This window comes from Citrobacter sp. ANG330 (assembly GCF_047467925.1).
GTDB lineage: Bacteria > Pseudomonadota > Gammaproteobacteria > Enterobacterales > Enterobacteriaceae > Citrobacter_A > Citrobacter_A amalonaticus_G.
In genome coordinates, this window is the sequence record NZ_JASJUI010000003.1 from 491127 (window position 1) to 508846 (window position 17720).

At 45.7% G+C, this 17720-nt stretch carries 14 protein-coding genes and 1 tRNA gene; 9 read left to right on the plus strand and 6 right to left on the minus strand.

Annotated elements, in window-relative coordinates:
• Positions 1-200 precede the first annotated feature (200 nt).
• The 4 genes from QNN88_RS10625 to QNN88_RS10640 are packed head-to-tail and all read right to left on the minus strand — an operon-like array spanning position 201 to position 5626.
• Positions 201-1781 carry an Eco57I restriction-modification methylase domain-containing protein gene (locus tag QNN88_RS10625; protein ID WP_414240187.1) on the minus strand — a complete coding sequence of 527 codons (1581 nt, stop codon included), beginning with the start codon at positions 1779-1781 and terminating at the stop codon, positions 201-203.
• A gap of 5 nt (positions 1782-1786) precedes the next feature.
• Positions 1787-2386 carry an HNH endonuclease gene (locus QNN88_RS10630; protein WP_000484301.1) on the minus strand — a complete coding sequence of 200 codons (600 nt, stop codon included), beginning with the start codon at positions 2384-2386 and terminating at the stop codon, positions 1787-1789.
• On the minus strand, positions 2364-3017 hold the full coding sequence (locus QNN88_RS10635; protein WP_001032096.1) for a response regulator: 654 nt from the start codon (positions 3015-3017) through the stop codon (positions 2364-2366). Before QNN88_RS10635 ends, QNN88_RS10630 begins: the two co-directional genes overlap by 23 nt.
• 14 nt (positions 3018-3031) lie before the next feature.
• Positions 3032-5626 carry an ATP-binding protein gene (locus QNN88_RS10640; protein WP_414240188.1) on the minus strand — a complete coding sequence of 865 codons (2595 nt, stop codon included), beginning with the start codon at positions 5624-5626 and terminating at the stop codon, positions 3032-3034.
• 1364 nt (positions 5627-6990) lie between these two features.
• On the opposite strand from QNN88_RS10640, the gene QNN88_RS10645 reads away from it, so the two are divergent.
• From QNN88_RS10645 to QNN88_RS10665, 5 genes are all read left to right on the plus strand, one after another.
• Positions 6991-7863 (plus strand): phosphorothioated DNA-binding restriction endonuclease, encoded by an 873-nt coding sequence (locus tag QNN88_RS10645; RefSeq protein ID WP_414240189.1) that lies wholly within the window; start codon positions 6991-6993, stop codon positions 7861-7863.
• A gap of 369 nt (positions 7864-8232) precedes the next feature.
• On the plus strand, positions 8233-8526 hold the full coding sequence (locus tag QNN88_RS10650) for a hypothetical protein (RefSeq protein ID WP_414240190.1): 294 nt from the start codon (positions 8233-8235) through the stop codon (positions 8524-8526).
• Between the two features lie 85 nt (positions 8527-8611).
• The gene (locus QNN88_RS10655; RefSeq protein WP_414240191.1) at positions 8612-9523 is read left to right on the plus strand and encodes an ArdC family protein; all 912 of its coding nucleotides are present in this window, start codon (positions 8612-8614) and stop codon (positions 9521-9523) included.
• Between the two features lie 178 nt (positions 9524-9701).
• Positions 9702-11321 (plus strand): MobH family relaxase, encoded by a 1620-nt coding sequence (mobH, locus tag QNN88_RS10660; protein WP_414240192.1) that lies wholly within the window; start codon positions 9702-9704, stop codon positions 11319-11321.
• The gene (locus QNN88_RS10665) at positions 11311-12237 is read left to right on the plus strand and encodes a tyrosine-type recombinase/integrase (protein ID WP_414240193.1); all 927 of its coding nucleotides are present in this window, start codon (positions 11311-11313) and stop codon (positions 12235-12237) included. The genes mobH and QNN88_RS10665 overlap by 11 nt, the downstream gene beginning before the upstream one ends.
• A 149-nt stretch (positions 12238-12386) precedes the next feature.
• Here QNN88_RS10665 and QNN88_RS10670 read toward each other — a convergent pair.
• Positions 12387-12471: transfer RNA gene (locus tag QNN88_RS10670), tRNA-Leu, on the minus strand.
• 190 nt (positions 12472-12661) lie between these two features.
• On the opposite strand from QNN88_RS10670, the gene ahr reads away from it, so the two are divergent.
• Positions 12662-13681, plus strand: a complete 1020-nt coding sequence (gene ahr, locus QNN88_RS10675; RefSeq protein ID WP_414240194.1) for an NADPH-dependent aldehyde reductase Ahr — start codon at positions 12662-12664, stop codon at positions 13679-13681.
• 24 nt (positions 13682-13705) lie between these two features.
• Here the strand turns inward: ahr and idnK are convergent, their stop codons facing one another.
• On the minus strand, positions 13706-14248 hold the full coding sequence (gene idnK / locus QNN88_RS10680; protein ID WP_414240195.1) for a gluconokinase: 543 nt from the start codon (positions 14246-14248) through the stop codon (positions 13706-13708).
• A 217-nt stretch (positions 14249-14465) separates the two neighbouring features.
• Between idnK and idnD the strand changes: the two genes are divergently transcribed.
• From idnD to idnT, 3 genes are all read left to right on the plus strand, one after another.
• Positions 14466-15509, plus strand: coding sequence for an L-idonate 5-dehydrogenase (gene idnD, locus QNN88_RS10685; protein ID WP_414240196.1), 1044 nt, complete (start codon positions 14466-14468; stop codon positions 15507-15509).
• A gap of 11 nt (positions 15510-15520) precedes the next feature.
• Entirely contained in the window at positions 15521-16285 is a 765-nt protein-coding gene (idnO, locus tag QNN88_RS10690) for a gluconate 5-dehydrogenase (protein ID WP_044327256.1), read from the plus strand.
• 63 nt (positions 16286-16348) lie between these two features.
• Positions 16349-17668, plus strand: a complete 1320-nt coding sequence (gene idnT / locus QNN88_RS10695) for a gnt-II system L-idonate transporter (protein WP_042999261.1) — start codon at positions 16349-16351, stop codon at positions 17666-17668.
• The last annotated feature ends 52 nt before the right edge of the window (positions 17669-17720 follow it).

Genomic DNA, 17720 nt, shown 5'->3' on the forward strand with positions numbered 1-17720 from the left:
TTTAATAATAAAATGTGGCAAACCACTTAATGAGAATATTATTTTCATTGCAAATAAAAAAGGCATATAAAATACTTTGAGTACAGCAATCGATATTTATTATTGTTTTAATATTACATACATACCTTCGTGACCTTTTGTAAGAGATAGAATGTTGTGGCAATTTTTTATGCCCAGACCAATAGGTCTGGGCTCAGATATCAGCTTTTTAATCTACGTTGGATTAATTTCTTATAAATTTTAATTATTTCAATAAACTCATGCTCTTCGATGATATCTGAAAGAACGGACCTCCCACTGCTTAGAAGAATTTCATCTATATTAGCTTTATTTTTGAATTTATTAGAGAAGTCCAGAAACAATTGCGATGATATTTCTTTATAGGGTATCGGTAGTCTTCTAAATTCGTTAGGAACAAGCTCTAGAACACCACCTCCGTAATACCGTCCATATAACTCAGCAAAGCATAAAGTTAGAGGGTTATAGAAAGAGTATATTAAAGATTCGATATTATAACCCTCATTAACTACCAGGTTATATGCAGCATCAGTCGTAAGGATCTCAAAATTATTTTTATGCAGTTTAGGGTACTCATTACATCTCTTAAAGAAAAAACCCTCTCCAGGTGGTACCTTAGGAACTACGTACCAATTTTTTCTTCGCTGACATTTATAACGTTTATGAAGTTCTAAGGACTCTCCAAGTTTTAAATAGTCTTCAACTCGCTCTGATGAATTTTTGATGTAACCGGATAAATCGATAAAATAACTCGGCTTGTTTGAATTTACTAATTCGTTAAAATCACTTTCATTAAAAACTATATTATTTTGAAAAAATTGACTTTTTTGAATTATTGGAGAAACATATTTCTGCAATGAGTATTCTTCTATTTTTCTTTTCGATACTATAAAGAAACTGTTTGCAGCGGTTACTATGCCAGGTCTAGAAGTTGCGTAACTACCTATACTCTTTAATTTACCTGCTAGTCTTGTCAGAAAATTCAACTCGTAATCAGATAACGTTAATGAACTCCATTTGATGTTTTCATCTTGAGAAATTAATCTCCTACATTTATCTGCGGTGTGGTGCAAAAGTTTATTTTTTTTATTTTTATCAAACTCAAGATCATTTAAAAACAATCCTTTTCTTTTAGAATTTTTAAACGCCAGCAGGATTATAGTATCTTGTTCAGCCATATCAAAGGCGAGCTTATTTGATGTGTATATTTCTATTCGTGAAAAATTTGACGTAAGATACGATTGTATATAGCTACCAAACTTCACCTGTAACAAATCAAATGGAAGCACTAAAGCCATTACACCATTATCTTCAAGCATTGAAGTACAACGAACAATAAATGATGTCCATATATTTTTATCTGCTAAGCTAGGAATGGATGCTGCCGAAAGAATTTCACGACATCTCTCTATCTGATTCCTTGTTAAATGTTTCTTTGATATATATGGTGGATTTCCAACTATAACGTCGAATTTTTTTGTACTTTCATAATATAAAAAATCAGAGTTTATAACCCTGATTTTTTCTTGATTAATAAATTTATCTTCAAGAAGACTCGCCGACTCTTTATTTATTTCAACTAATGACGCATCTACTACAATCCTAGGATTTTTTCTAAGTAAGTGGTCAATGAAGCGCCCATCTCCAGCACTTGGTTCAAGAACATTAACACTCTGTTTTTTTATGTTTTTTATAGGTAGTTTATTTATGATAAAATCAATAAGAAATTTTGGCGTATAAAAAACCCCGAATTCTTTACTCATCTTTGTTATAATTCTCGTTGTAGTTGTCTGTATTTATCCATTTGTTCGATGGAGTCTAATAATAATTTTTTTAATTCATCATACAATGGATTGCTCTCAGGGGTTTCTCTGAGTTTCTTACTTATTCTTGGTACTAATTCGTAAAAATAATCGGCGAGCCAAAATATTTCATGTCGCTTTAACCCAAACTTTAGCTTGTGATACATATATTTTGCAGCAAGATTCCCTTCTTGATACTTAATTTTACCTGATGAGTCCCTGTAAAATGACGTAGCGTAGACCTCATCGCAAGGCTCAATATATCCAACATTATTGAAGATCCTTTCATTCTCGGTCGGACCACACCAGTCATTACTTTTAGCTATATTACACGTGGGGCAAGAATAAACCAAGTTAGAATATTCGTTTTCAAGATGTTTAAATTTGCTTTTGGGTGCAAAATGATCTATGTGAAAACATTTTCCTGAGCCATAATAAACATGGTGAGTTCCACAATAGCCACAACAGCAAAAAAAATCTTTTGATAATGCTGCTTTATATAAATTGTATTTACTCAGCTTTTGTTGCTTTGTTCTTTTAGGATTATTTTTTCTCAGCGGGAACATATAAAGTATCCATTTTTTCTAAAATATCTTCTGCTCTATTAATTAATTCTTTAATGTTACCAATGTGCTGTGAAGTTTTTAAATGTTTCGGTATTTTGACATCATTGTTTAAGCTAGATTCTAGAAACTCATCTAATTCAACAAGCCTATTTTCTTGATCTAATGTCAAACTAGTTAAAGAAGTTAACTTCGCAAACTCGTCAGATGCCTTTTGTAACTCACTAATATAGTGCTCTATACTTTTACGGATTTTTAATTCAAAAAGTTTTTTACTTTCTGTATCACAACCAAATGGAATACTTTTACTATACACTATGTGCGTATCGAAAGATTCGGAAATAGCATCATCAGCAAATGAAGTTAATATGATACAAGGGAAATTTTTTCTTTTATTTCTTATTGAGTCGAAGACTCTTACTCCATTATAATTTATATTTACGTACTCATTAATTTGAAAGTCAATGACTAATATATCTAGATTACTTGAGTTTATTTCATCGATTAGCTCTTCAATAGACGGTTTTGGTTTAAAGTCAATGAATTCATAGATATCATATTTTTTTATGAAGTCATAGAACCGTGCAATATCTGATTCATCTTCATCAAGATATCCCATTCTAAATTTATTCATAAATATTACCTTATTTATGGAAATATTATCTCAAGAGAAAAACCTGAAGTGCCTGGTAAAATAGTACAGCTTGCATTATATTGCTCAAGTGATTTTTTCACTAACCACATCCCCATGCCAGTGCCAATCTCTTTACCATATTTATCTCTTTTTGTTGTATATGTCGCTTGGAAAATATCTTGTGCGTTTACGATGTCTTTACTTAATCCAGGGCCACTATCTTCATATCTAATGTGAAATCCATCAGATAGTTTTTCAGTTGAAATTTCTATATTTCTACATTCACTCGACACTTCGTTACGAATAAATACATCTAAAGAGTTAATTAAAAGGTTATTAAATATACAATCCAAGTCGATTTCAAATGATTTCAATCGATAGTCCGTACTTTTATTTTGTAATGTAAGGTTAACACAACGCTCATCTAATGTGTCACTCCATTCGGTCTTGAAGTTTTCAAGATAATCAGCGATATTAATATTTTGTTGATTGCGTTTGTCTTTACGTATAGTTCTGAGTGTATATTGTAACCACTGTTTTAATTTTTTATCTTCTTTTTCAAATAAATCCAATCTATAATAAGGGTTATCATATTTGTAAATATTAGAAAGTGATGCCTCATCGATTAAGGGGGCGATTAATTGTTTAATTTCATCAAATCGACTTCCTAACTTGATTTGAAGATTCTCTAATTCATGTGTAAAAGAAGCTATTGTTACACCACTTGATGCAAACACTCTTAATAAGGAGTTCTCTTCACGCATCTCAGTAAGTTCTTTTGCTAACCCTTCTTTTTCCTCCTTCTCCTTCAGGTAAACAGTGGCAATAGTTTCGTTATCTGTTTTTTTCGATTTGCGCTTTGAACCATCATTTTTATTTTTATATTGTTGGTAAATTTCGTTAGCTATTTGAGTTGCTTTCTCTATATCTCTTTTAGATATTTCATCTTCACTAGGTAGCGTTGATTTTTTTTGATTGAATTTGAGTAGTTCACTAAAAAAATAGCTTCGGTCATCTTCGAAAATTTTTATTAATTTTTCTATAATGTTCTTAAAAAAAAGAAAAGAGTCATTTTCTTGTACACCTTCTCGACTAGATTTATCCTCCAGATATGGATTTTCAATCCTTGATATATTGATTACACCTGTAATGTTATTTGGGCTTACTTTCCAGTGTCGATGGCGACTAACCTGCGCGGGGTTAAGAGCAACTCGATTTCCTAGCTCCAACCAATCCCATGAAGAACTGCCCCTTTCCCCATAAGGCCTGACTCTAAAGTTATCTCTAAATAATTTTATACCGCCATAACTATCAAGCCATAAGCTACGACTATTCGTATCAATTTTCTTTTGATAATATTTTTCGGTATCTGTTTTATTGGGTACGGTCCGTTTCATAAAATAAAGAGTGAACGAAAATGGGCCTGTCTTGCTTAACTCCATATCACTGATGCCGGGCATTAGTTCGGATAATGGAAAATCTAACAGTTTTATTTTATCTTTTAAATCCTTAGTATCGTCGCTTTGAAAAAATTCGGATGGAATATCTTCTAATCTAAACTCATTCCTAATTACACGCCCAGATAAATTAAGTTTTTTATCTAAATTCACTTCTAATTTATAATCATAATCTTCGCAAATTTCAGGTTGTAATAATCCATTGTATTTTGCAGTGTTACTACAGAATAAAAATAATTGAAATGATGTATCTTCTGATGGTGGAACTAAAGATTCTAGTCTGTCTTTTAAGTTCTTTATCGCAAGATCATTCCAATGATCTCTAACAGAAGAAATTTTTATAATTGTTCCTGTAGATAATGTCTTTTCCAAATCTAATGGATTTTTTCGTTTTTTTAACCCTGCTTTTATTTCCCCTACTATTTCCGGCCCTAAAATAGATAATGCATCCATATTATTATCTGCATCTGGCGTTTCAAGTGTGGCGTAGATCTCATTAATATTTTTCCCATTTTGCTCGAAACTATCCCAATCAACTTTCCAGATAACTCCATTTGAATTTTCTGTGGTTGTCTTTAAAACACAGAGTCGTCCAAGTCGATCTAGAGCAAATCGTCCAATTCCTTTTGCGCCAGATTTCGTTCTTCCACCCTTAGATTTAATGTCATAAGTTTTATTGTCTGTACCTATAGTCATCCAATTTTTCTTTATGGTTTCAGCGCTCATTCCCTCACCATTATCAATAATATAAATATTAGTGAGTGCGCCAAAAAAACCTCTCAATGTTTCACTTTCACCAGCTCGATCTTTTTTGAATTGTTCTACCTCATCTGACGTGGCACCTTGGGGAAGGCTGTATTTACGAATTTCCCACTCGAAAGTAATTTTATTTTGAATATAAAAATCTCTAAGTTCTAAATTGATACTCAACGCATGTTTTAATAATTCATTAAAGTCCCCTTCTTGTATAATCTGAGGAAGTGTTGAATAAGGTATGTCAAAATAAACGATGCAATATTTTGAGTCCGCATCATATGTATTTTTAACTAACTCGATAATAGCTCCATCGGAAGTTGCAACGTTTTCCCTTCCAATCAGGCGTGCGGTTCGTGCTGAAACATTAAAATTCACAAACTCTTTATTATTGGTCATAAATATTCCGAACCTTTAAATTAAAGTAGAGATTAGTGCTTCAAAGAGAAGATGCCTTTCATAGAAATATTGTCATAATAGCAATTTATTGCGATCATTTGCTCACGAAGCTTAATTGATTATATTGCCGATTGTTTGCTGATTGAACAGAAATTAAAAACGTATTTGCACAATGACAAATATTATTTCATTAGAATAATGAAATATATTAGTTATCACATTTTTCGAATCTTACAGTAATTGTTGACTAGCAACCAGTTCTAGGTAGTGAACTTTCTCGGATCAATTTAATGCCGAGTGAGTATACTCTTCTGATTTATGAGGGAAAGGTAGTATTATTTAACAGGTTTTTCTTAATATTAACAACCGTTTCAGATGCTGTCAGTACTTATCAAGTCCGAGTTCGTTTCCATGTGCAGTTAGAATCACTTACTAAAATAGCTATTAAACTCGGCAAGTTCAAAGGTTGGTGCGGACTGAACAAGTTACTAAAGATAGCTTCTCCACTGTCTTTAAAACGTTCAACAAATGTTAAATTTAGATGGGTGACTCTGAACGCATGAGCCCACGCTACCGCCCGACCGTGGTTTTTCTACCTGCCCCACAGTATGTTACCAGCATTTAATGGTGCTCAAATACTACTTTTCACAATCCCTCCAGATTGTAATTTGACCTGCATCTTATCGTGAAACCACCTAGTCATCATTGATTAATAATTCTAATAATCAAAGAGTTAATATCCATCACAGTATCATTTAAGGTAGTTCGAAGAAAGGTGTCTGTGAGTGGTAAAGGTTTCCTCGAAGAGTTTAAAATTGAAGCAATCAAACAGGTTGTTGATCGTGGCCATTCTGTTTCTGAAGTTATCAACAAAAGATGGCCACCGCGTTAGAGTTTTTCCTGTATCTATTTTCTGATTTGTTCGGTGTCAACACATCCCGATATTCCCTCACAGTCTTGATGCATAGGTAAATAAGTATGGCCCCGACTCTTCCACCAACAAAGGACTGTCAGATACTCAGGCCAAGAACCTCCACATGTTTTCACTTGGTTGTTGCCTTGAACAATTGCATCTACAGCAACATACTTCGCAAAGCTGTCCAACTGAGGAAAGCTTTTATCCGTAACAACAACCTTTGCTGGTCTGTCCGCTCACTCTGGCTAGTGCTTATAGATTTTACGCCTAGATTTAAGCCGTTTTCACAACGCCATCAGGCAGAGCTGAGATCTGACGGAATAGATAAAACTGTAATAGATAGGATTGGGATGCCGCTTCCCTCTCATCAACGAGACAAACCACAATTGAATTTCACCGCTTTTGCGAGCATGATCGCAATAACATCAGCCTGTTACCCGGTATTCCCATGATATCTCTCGAAGCACTGCAATCGGCCATTTCCAACGTCTCTATATGGCGTCAGGGTGATGTATGCGCGCCGCATAAACCGCTGCTGCTATTGTATGTGCTGTCGCAGTACAAAGCAGGCCACCCGCGCCTGTTTAACTACGGCCTTGAGATCCACGAACCACTCACTCGTCTGCTAAAAGAGTTTGGTCCCAAGCGACGCACTGACTATCCCAATATGCCCTTCTGGCGGCTCAGAACTGATGGCTTCTGGGAAATTGCCAATGCGGAAGGCTGCAAACCCCGTCTAGGCAACACCCAGCCAACAAAGAAAGAGCTGATTGATAACCAGGTAGTGGGCGGCTTTGATGAAGCTGCATACCAACAGCTACTTGCACACCCTGAAATGATCGACCAACTGGCTCAGCAGATCCTGATAGATCGCTTCCCCGAAAGTATTCAGCGGATCCTCGCCAACCAACTGGGTCTGGATTTTATCGATCGTTCAAAGCACCGCGATCCACGCTTCAGAGATATCGTGCTCCGGGCTTACCACTCCCGATGTGCTTTCTGCGGTTACGATCTACGGCTCGATGGTGCGCTGATTGGTATTGAAGCCGCCCATATCCGCTGGAAAACCTATGGTGGGCCATGTGTGGTGAACAACGGTCTGGCATTGTGTTCACTGCATCATGATGCTTTTGATATGGGCGCATTCGGGCTGGATGAAAGCCTGACTATCCGCATCTCCGGCGGCGTCAGTCGTAGCCCGGTGGTAGACAACCTGTTCTGGCAACGGAACGGCCAGCAGTTGCATCTTCCTCATGACACATCGCTTTGGCCCACTGAACAATATGTCGGCTGGCATCGTAAGCAGATCTTCAAAGCCTGAGACCGTGAGCTGCGCAGGTGTTATCGATTGCCCAATATGCTTTATGCCCCCCCCAGAGGATAAATTGCCTTTAACCCCTCTAGCGAATAAATCCTGCGTACCAAAGTGGATTCCAGAATAACGACTCCCCAACTCTCGCTCTGAGAAACCAGTCTCTTGATTATTATTTATACCGTATTAATCTGTACGAAGTTCAACCCGCAACCAGAGCCTTCAGGTTGCCACCTTCCCGGTGAGGCTCGCCTTTTCGTCCGCTCCGTATCATCCTCGCGGACAGCGCTTAGCGCCTGATACATCCTCTACCCCACCATGCAGGGAATCCCTCCCTGTCGGGCAGTGTTTCTCTGCTTTCATTATTGGAGAAACACGATGCCAACTTCATCTTACCCTGAAGCAAAATCCTTATCGCTGTCTGTCTCAACTGAGGCCTGGGAAAAGGTAGTTAGTTTTCCACCCGACCCTTCTCAGGAAGACGACCGTCTCGAAAACCTGATTGTCGCCACCATGCTGACATTCAAAAGCGCAGGCCCAGACCGTAAGAGCATTAATTTCGGTCTGTACTGTTTGCCTTCTGACGGCAGCAGCAATGTGCCGCTGATGACGCCGCTGCGCTTAACGCTTGAAGATAACCACCTGTTGGTTACTGCCCTTCACACCTGCTGATTGCCTCAGCATCCTTCACTCCCCGTGCCGGGCGACTCCCGACCGGGAGCGCTGTACCCGGCTTCTTTATCATGAGGTTACGCTTATGAACAGAAGCAACGATCTTTACCAGAAAGTCACCGATGAAATTATCGCCGCGCTGGAGAAAGGCGTGATTCCCTGGGTTCGCCCATGGCGGGAAGGGGAACCGGTGGTACCGATGAATGCCTTATCCGGGCGGTTTTATCACGGTATCAATATTCCTCTGCTCTGGAACAGCGCAGAACGACAGGGATATGAAAGCGATCGCTGGCTGACCTTCACACAAATTCGCAATGCGGGCGGTAACATCCGCAAAGGCGAAAAATCTACACTGGCCGTGTTTTATCTGCCCCAGCAGCGCGAGGTAGTGGACAGCAACGGGAACACAGTTCTTGATGCTGACGGCAATCCTAAAGTGGCGTCTTATGCCGTGGTACGCGAGTTCCGGCTGTTCAACCTTCAGCAATGTGAAGGACTGCCGGAGGCGTTTTCACAGCCTGTCGTGATGGTCGATGACCCTATCGCCGCCGCTGAACAGGTTGCCCGGCAAAGCGCGGTAGTGATCACTCACCGACGCCAGAACCGGGCGTATTACTCACCGGGACGCGACTGCATCATCATGCCGCATCCTGAGCAGTTCGCTTCGCGTGAAGATTACTATGGCACGCTGCTGCATGAACTGACACACGCAACCGGACACGCTTCGCGGCTGAGTCGGGACGGCATCACCGCTGGAAACCATACCTTTGGCGATCCGACGTACAGTTTCGAAGAGTTAATTGCCGAAATGGGCTCTGCCTTCCTGTGCGCTCATGTCGGCATTCAGGCGAAGCTACAGCATGACAGCTACATCGCATCGTGGCTGAAGGTATTGCAGCAGGACAAAAAAGCGATTTTCCGCGCCAGCGGGTTAGCGCGTAATGCCTGCGAGTATCTGCTTGAACGGGCGCAGCAGCCGTTAGCGCTGAGCGCATGATCTTCATATCAACGGCGGAGCATCCTGCTCTGCCGTTTCTCTCCACTCCAATAAATTTGCGCAACCCAATAAACAGTTTCGCCCCAAATCTGACGGCATCAAAAGGCAAAATCCAAAAGGTTAAGGGGAAGAGAGTGAAGGGGTAACGGGCTTACCCGAAAAAGGGGAAAGGGCCATTATGCGGATATGGCTGACGCGCAAAAAATCAGAGACCATACCATCCGACGGCAAGCCGAGCGCCACGGAGGGATGGCTGCATCCTGAATCGGCACAGACGTTACTGGCTGAAACTACCCGCCAACAGCTGATCCAGTTTATTCGCCAGAGCACCGCCGTTCCCGCCTCACTGTTTGAACGCTTCTGGCTGATACCAATCCATCGCTTCGCAGAACTGGCGCAGTTGTTCCCAGCCTCGGAAAACCACCACCACTCCCACGCAGGTGGCCTGCTCGATCACAGTCTCGAAGCTGCCTGCTATGCCGCACGACTGCGGCAGAGTTATCTTTTCCCGCCTGATGCTGCGCCAGAAGATCAGGCGGCGCAGTCCGAACGCTGGACCACCGTTATCATCTACGCCGCGTTGCTGCACGATCTGGGCAAACTTATCACCGATATTGAGGTGGAAGATGTCAGCGGGAAACGCTGGTTTCCGTGGCATGGCCCACTGACCCAGCCTTATCGATTTCGTTATCTGCCGCAACGTGATTATCTGCGCCATCCAGCTGCAGTAGCCCTTCTACTCACCCAACTGCTCCCCCCAGAAAGCCTCGACTGGCTCGCCGCCGATGCCGCTGCGTTATCCACTCTGCTGCACTGCCTGAACGGACAGTATCAGTATGCCGGGCTGGCGGGTGAACTGGTGCAGAAAGCCGACCGGGCGTCGGTGGCGTTTAATCTTGGCGGCGATCCGGTCAAGGCTATCCACCGCCCACAAACCTCGCTGCCGCAGCAAATCATCGCCGCCCTGCGCGACCTGCTGGCAAATGAGTTCCGACTCAGCAACCCGAACGGTGGCTCTGACGGCTGGCTGACGGAGGAAGCTCTGTGGCTGGTCAGCAAGAACGCTGCCGATGCTGTCCGTGGCTGGTTGCTGCGCCAGGGTATTGACACCGTACCGCAGCATAACGTGCGACTGTTCGATGAGATGCAGGCACACCAGTTGCTCATTCCCTGTGAGGATAAAGCCATCTGGTATTGCCGGATTGAGGCTAACGGCGGCTGGAGTAGTGAACTTACGCTGTTACGCTTTCCCCCTTCGCTGATTTGGGAAGATCCACAACAGCGGCCCACAACCTTCAGTGGAACCGTCACGCCGATAGCGGAAGTCCAGAATGCGACAGAAACAGTGATTGCAACGGATATCACTGTGGAACAACCATCCCCCCTACCCGAACAGGACGATATCCCACTTTCAGGCGAAGCCTTCTGGCAGTGGCTGGTTCGTAATGTTCAGGCTCAACATCTGGAAGTCAATGAACCTAACGCCCGAATCCATACCGTCGCCGGGTCGGTGTTTCTGGTGACGCCCGGTATTTTCAAACTCTGGCTTAGCGCCTGCGGTCAGAATGTCCCTGATGAATACTGGCGGGAGGTACAGAAGAAGTTCCAGAACCTGAATCTTCACCGAAAACAAAAAAACGGCCTCAACATCTGGCACTGCGCCGTTGTCGGCCCACGCCGTTGTTCACGTCTGAAGGGATATCTGCTTGACGATCCCACGCCGCTTTTTGGAGATGACGTTCCCTTTAATAACCCTCATCTCTTGCTCAATGAAGGAAGTCACTCAAATGACCTTTGAACAGATCCTGGAAGAGTATTTTTTTGCCCGCTTATTGCGACCTGACACCCAGAGCTGTTATCGCACGGCAGTAAACCAGTTCACTCACTGGCGCAACGTGTTACCCGCCGAAGTGACGTCGCATATGGTGCTGGAGTGGCGTCACTACCTGCTAAATGTGCGCTGTATCAAGCCGGTGAGCTGGAACCACTATATGCGCCATATGCGAGCCTTGTATAACTTCGCCATTGAACAGGGGCTACTGGAGCAGTTCATCAATCCATTCCAGAAAACATCGCTGCGGGAATCTCGTAAGAAAAAGAAAACCCTGACCCGCGAGCAAATCGTCGCATCCCGCAAAGTACTGAACCAATTTATCGAACGGGAGAAAATGCAGCGCGGCTATCGTTCGCCTTTATATCCGGCATGGTTTTGGCTGACAGTGGTCGAAACCTTCAACTACACAGCTATCCGGCTGAATCAGCTTATTCACCTGCGCGTAAGGGATATCGATTTGGTCCATGACACGCTGTTTATTCAGATCGAAGGCAGTAAAAGCCATGATGAACATATTGTTCCCATCGCCTCCCGGCTGCGGCCCTATCTGGAGCATCTGCTTGAAGAAGCGAAAACAAAGGGAATACGGGCTGACGATCAGTTGTTCAACATCAATCGTTTCAGTCGGCGGACGCTGCGCCAGGGTAAACCGATGACAGAAAATCAGGTGAGTTATTTCTTTGCCAAACTCAGCTATGCCTGCCACAGCCGTTTTTCATCGCACCGCTACCGTCATACCGTGGCCACAGAATTGATGCAGAAACCGGAGCAAAATTTGTATGTCACGCAGAAACTACTCGGCCACCGCGATATTAAGGTGACGCTCAGCTATATTGAACACAATGTCGAGATGCTCAGAAGTTGCGTGGAGAGAGATTGACAAAACAGGGAGTGAGTGAAAAGATCCGGCCCGAGGCTTTATAAACAAAAAAAGCCGGAGATGCGGCCATTTTGTAGTTGCCGTCAACGTCCAGCTTCATTGTACAACGTACTGATTGTTGTAGGTTTTCCGATTATCACAATCGTTTTTGGTGCCGAAGGCCGGACTCGAACCGGCACGTATTTCTACGGTTGATTTTGAATCAACTGCGTCTACCGATTTCGCCACTTCGGCACTGAAGAGGTATGCGGAAAACGTTGTGGATTATACCTGTAGCACGCAACCATGCAAGCGGTAGCGTATGTCTTCTCCGCTAAGTGTCGAAAAAACCAGCACGCCGTCTTCTTAATCCCCCCTTCTGCGAAGCGACGCCGTTTTTCATGCTCTACACTTTTCTGTTCAACACCACATTGAGGGAAACACGATGTCGATGATTAAAAGCTATGCCGCAAAAGAGGCGGGCAGCGAACTCGAACTCTTTGAATATGATGCGGGCGAACTCAAGCCGGAAGATGTCGAAGTGCAGGTCGATTACTGCGGTATCTGCCATTCCGATTTGTCGATGATCGACAATGAGTGGGGATTCTCTCAGTATCCACTGGTTGCCGGGCATGAAGTAATTGGTCGCGTGGCCGCCCTCGGCAGCGCGGCGCAGGGGAAAGGCCTGAAGGTAGGCCAGCGCGTGGGGATTGGCTGGACGGCACGCAGCTGTGGTCACTGCGATGCCTGTATCAGTGGTAATCAGATCAACTGCCTGGAAGGTGCAGTACCAACCATTCTCAATCGTGGCGGCTTTGCTGAGAAACTGCGCGCTGACTGGCAGTGGGTGATCCCGCTTCCAGAAAGCATCGATATTGAATCTGCCGGTCCACTCCTGTGCGGCGGTATTACGGTGTTCAAACCACTGCTGATGCACCACGTCACCGCCACCAGCCGTGTCGGGGTAATTGGTATTGGCGGATTGGGACATATTGCCATCAAGCTGTTGCATGCGATGGGATGTGAAGTTACCGCGTTCAGCTCTAACCCGGCGAAAGAGAAAGAAGTGCTGGCGATGGGCGCCGATAAAGTGGTGAACAGTCGCGATCCGCAGGCATTAACGGCGCTCGCGGGCCAGTTCGATCTCATCATCAACACCGTCAATGTCGATCTCGACTGGCAACCCTACTTCGAAGCGCTGGCCTACGGCGGCAACTTCCACACCGTCGGCGCAGTGCTGAAGCCGCTGCCGGTCCCTGCCTTCACGCTGATTGCCGGCGATCGCAGCATCTCCGGTTCGGCGACCGGTACGCCATATGAGCTGCGTAAGCTGATGAAGTTTGCCGGACGGAGCAAGGTCTCGCCGACCACCGAACTGTTCCCGATGTCGCAAATCAACGAAGCAATCCAGCACGTGCGCGACGGTAAAGCCCGCTACCGTGTGGTGCTGAAAGCCGATTTCTAACGGTCTGACTCAGCGCCTCTCAACTCAGAATGAGGCGCTGGGTCGCTCTCGTGCCTGGCGAAACGCCAGAACAGCCTGCTGGCACTGCGCCGTCACGTTCTCAATGTCATGATTAATATCGATACGCGCAATATCGGCTTCCTCCGCCAACGGACACTCCAGCGCCTCAAACTGACTTTTCAGCAAGCCGACCGGCATAAAGTGACCTGCCCGACGCTGCATCCGCGCCAGGATAATGTCATAGTCACCATCCAGCCAGAGAAAATGGACGTTAGGACTGCCCTTGCGTAAAAAATCGCGATACTGTTTTTTTAATGATGAACAGACAATAAATCCGGTCTCATTCTTTTTATACAAACTATAAGATGCATCATTTAAGCGCTCTAACCACGGCAGTCGATCTTCATCAGTTAACGGTATTCCCTGGGACATTTTATCAATGTTTTTGGCAGGATGGAGATCGTCGCCATCAATAAACTTCGCCGATAATAATGCCGCCACCTTACTACCAATTAACGATTTACCACTTCCTGAAACGCCCATCAAAATATAGCTTTCCCCGGCCATGTAAAACCCTCTGCGTCATATTCCATGGCGCGATACTACGCCTGCACAATCGGCAATTTCACGCTTTTTAATTTCCATAGATGAGAATTATAAAGCGCATCACGTTATGCGTAACATTGTAGTGTAACAATTTTCCAGTGTGACAGTTGTCACAAATAAGGACAATTAAAACCGCTTAAATGCACTGGAGATGAAGACCTGACCCAGTGAGGCATTTATGGAAGTGAAAACTCAATCCTGCGTTGTCGCGGGTAAGCGTTCTGTTGCCGTAACCCAACAGAATATCGAATGGAATAATAAAGGCACGCTCGTAAAAATAACCCGAGGAGGAATTTGCGGTTCCGACTTACATTATTATCAGGAAGGGAAAGTCGGTAATTTTACCGTCAAAGCACCGATGATTTTAGGTCATGAAGTTATTGGTAAAGTGGTCCATAGCGATTCAGAAACATTACGCGAAGGACAGTCGATTGCCATTAATCCATCTAAGCCATGCGGTCATTGTAAATACTGTCTTCAGCATGAAGAAAACCAGTGCACTGAAATGCGCTTTTTTGGCAGTGCGATGTATTTTCCGCACGTCGACGGCGGCTTTACCCAGTTTAAAACGGTCGATACCGCCCAGTGCATTCCCTACCCGGAAGAGGCGGACGAAAAGGTGATGGCCTTTGCTGAACCTTTGGCCGTAGCCATTCATGCCGCGCATGAGGCCGGCGATCTTCAGGGGAAAAAAGTATTTATCTCTGGCGTCGGCCCCATCGGTTGCCTGATTGTCAGCGCAGTGAAAACGCTGGGCGCGGCGGAAGTGGTCTGTGCCGATGTCAGCCCCCGTTCGCTGTCGCTGGCTCAGCAAATGGGCGCGGATACGCTGGTAAATCCCCAGCATGACGCTCTGGACCAGTGGAAAACGGAGAAAGGCTATTTCGATATCAGTTTCGAGGTCTCCGGCCATCCCTCCTCCATTACCACCTGTCTGGAAGTCACCCGCGCAAAAGGGGTGATGGTGCAGGTGGGTATGGGTGGTGCCGTTCCGGACTTCCCGATGATGATGCTGATCGGCAAAGAGATAGCGCTGAAAGGCTCGTTCCGCTTTACCACCGAATTCAATACCGCAGTCTCCTGGCTGGCGCATAACGTTATCGATCCACTGCCGCTACTGAGTGCGGAATATCCGTTTACCGACCTGGAACAGGCGCTGATTTTCGCCAGCGATAAAACCCAGGCGGCAAAAGTTCAGCTCGTCTTTGAGAATGAAAAATAAGGAGCAATATCATGAACGATCTTTTTTCACTGGCAGGTAAAAATATTCTGATCACCGGCTCCGCCCAGGGGATCGGTTATTTGCTGGCAACGGGTCTTGGCAAGTATGGCGCGCAGATTATCGTTAACGATATTACGTCAGAACGGGCTGAAGCCGCCGTCGCAAAGCTACAGCAGGAAGGGATCCGCGCCGTTGCCGCTCCTTTTAACGTGACGCATAAGCAGGATATCGACGCCGCCATTGATCATATCGAAAAAGATATTGGCCCGATTGATGTACTGGTCAATAACGCCGGGATCCAGCGCCGCCACCCGTTTACCGAATTCCCTGAGCAGGAGTGGAACGACGTGATCGCCGTTAACCAGACCGCCGTGTTCCTCGTCTCCCAGGCGGTAACCCGCCGCATGGTGGAGCGCCAGGCCGGGAAAGTGATCAACATCTGCTCAATGCAAAGTGAACTGGGGCGCGACACCATCACCCCGTACGCCGCCTCGAAAGGCGCGGTGAAAATGCTGACTCGCGGTATGTGCGTAGAGCTGGCGCGCCATAACATCCAGGTTAACGGCATCGCGCCGGGCTACTTCAAAACCGAGATGACCAAAGCGCTGGTTGAGGATGAAGCCTTCACCTCATGGCTGTGTAAACGTACACCTGCCGCCCGCTGGGGCGATCCACAGGAACTGATTGGCGCAGCGGTATTTCTCTCCTCCAAAGCCTCGGACTTCGTCAACGGACACCTGCTGTTCGTCGATGGCGGCATGCTGGTCGCGGTGTAACCGCTGAGCAACCCTACGCAGCGCGCAAGCGCTGCTTTTTTGGCACACATAAGAGATAAGATTATGCCATTAATCATAATTGCGGCAGGCGTCGCGCTGCTTCTGGTCCTGATGATTGGCTTTAAAGTCAATGGCTTCATCGCCCTGGTTCTGGTCGCAGCCGTCGTGGGATTCGCCGAAGGGATGGACGCACAGGCCGTTTTACACTCCATTCAAAACGGGATCGGCGGTACGCTCGGCGGGCTGGCGATGATCCTCGGTTTTGGCGCAATGTTGGGAAAATTGATTTCTGATACGGGGGCCGCGCAACGGATCGCGACCACCCTCATCGGAACGTTTGGTAAAAAGCGCGTGCAGTGGGCGCTGGTCGTCACCGGTCTGGTCGTCGGGCTGGCGATGTTCTTCGAAGTCGGGTTTGTACTGCTGCTGCCGTTGGTATTCACGGTGGTGGCCTCATCCGGTTTGCCGCTGCTGTACGTCGGCGTGCCGATGGTCGCCGCCCTTTCGGTCACCCACTGCTTCCTGCCGCCGCATCCGGGGCCAACCGCCATTGCGACGATTTTTGAAGCCAGTCTTGGCACCACCCTGCTGTACGGGTTCATTATCACCATTCCTACGGTGATTGTCGCAGGCCCGCTGTTTTCAAAACTGCTGACCCGCTTTGAAAAAGCGCCGCCGGAAGGGCTGTTTAACCCGCACCTGTTCACCGAAGAGGAGATGCCGTCCTTCTGGAACAGTATCTTTGCGGCGGTGATCCCCGTCATACTGATGGCCGTTGCCGCTGTCTGTGAAATTACACTGCCCAAAACCAACTCAGTGCGGGTATTCTTTGAGTTTATCGGCAATCCTGCCGTCGCGCTGTTTATCGCCATCGTGCTGGCGATTTTCACCCTCGGGCGACGCAATGGCAGGACGATCGAACAGATCATGGATATCGTCGGTGACTCTATCGGCGCCATCGCCATGATTGTGTTCATTATTGCCGGCGGCGGCGCGTTTAAACAGGTTCTGGTGGACAGCGGCGTGGGTCAATACATCTCGCACCTGATGACCGGCACCTCGTTGTCGCCGCTGCTGATGTGCTGGACGGTGGCTGCCTTGTTGCGTATCGCGCTGGGCTCTGCGACCGTTGCGGCGATCACGACCGCAGGCGTGGTGCTGCCGATCATTAACGTCACTCATGCCGATCCAGCGTTGATGGTGTTGGCAACCGGGGCTGGCAGCGTAATCGCTTCGCACGTCAACGATCCGGGATTCTGGCTGTTCAAGGGCTACTTTAACCTCAGCGTCGGTGAAACGCTGCGGACGTGGACCGTGATGGAAACCCTGATTTCGATTATGGGATTGCTGGGCGTGCTGGCACTGAATGCGGTTCTGCATTAAGGCGTGATTAACCACCGGGGGGCGATGTCGCCGCCGCTCCCCGGTACGGGAG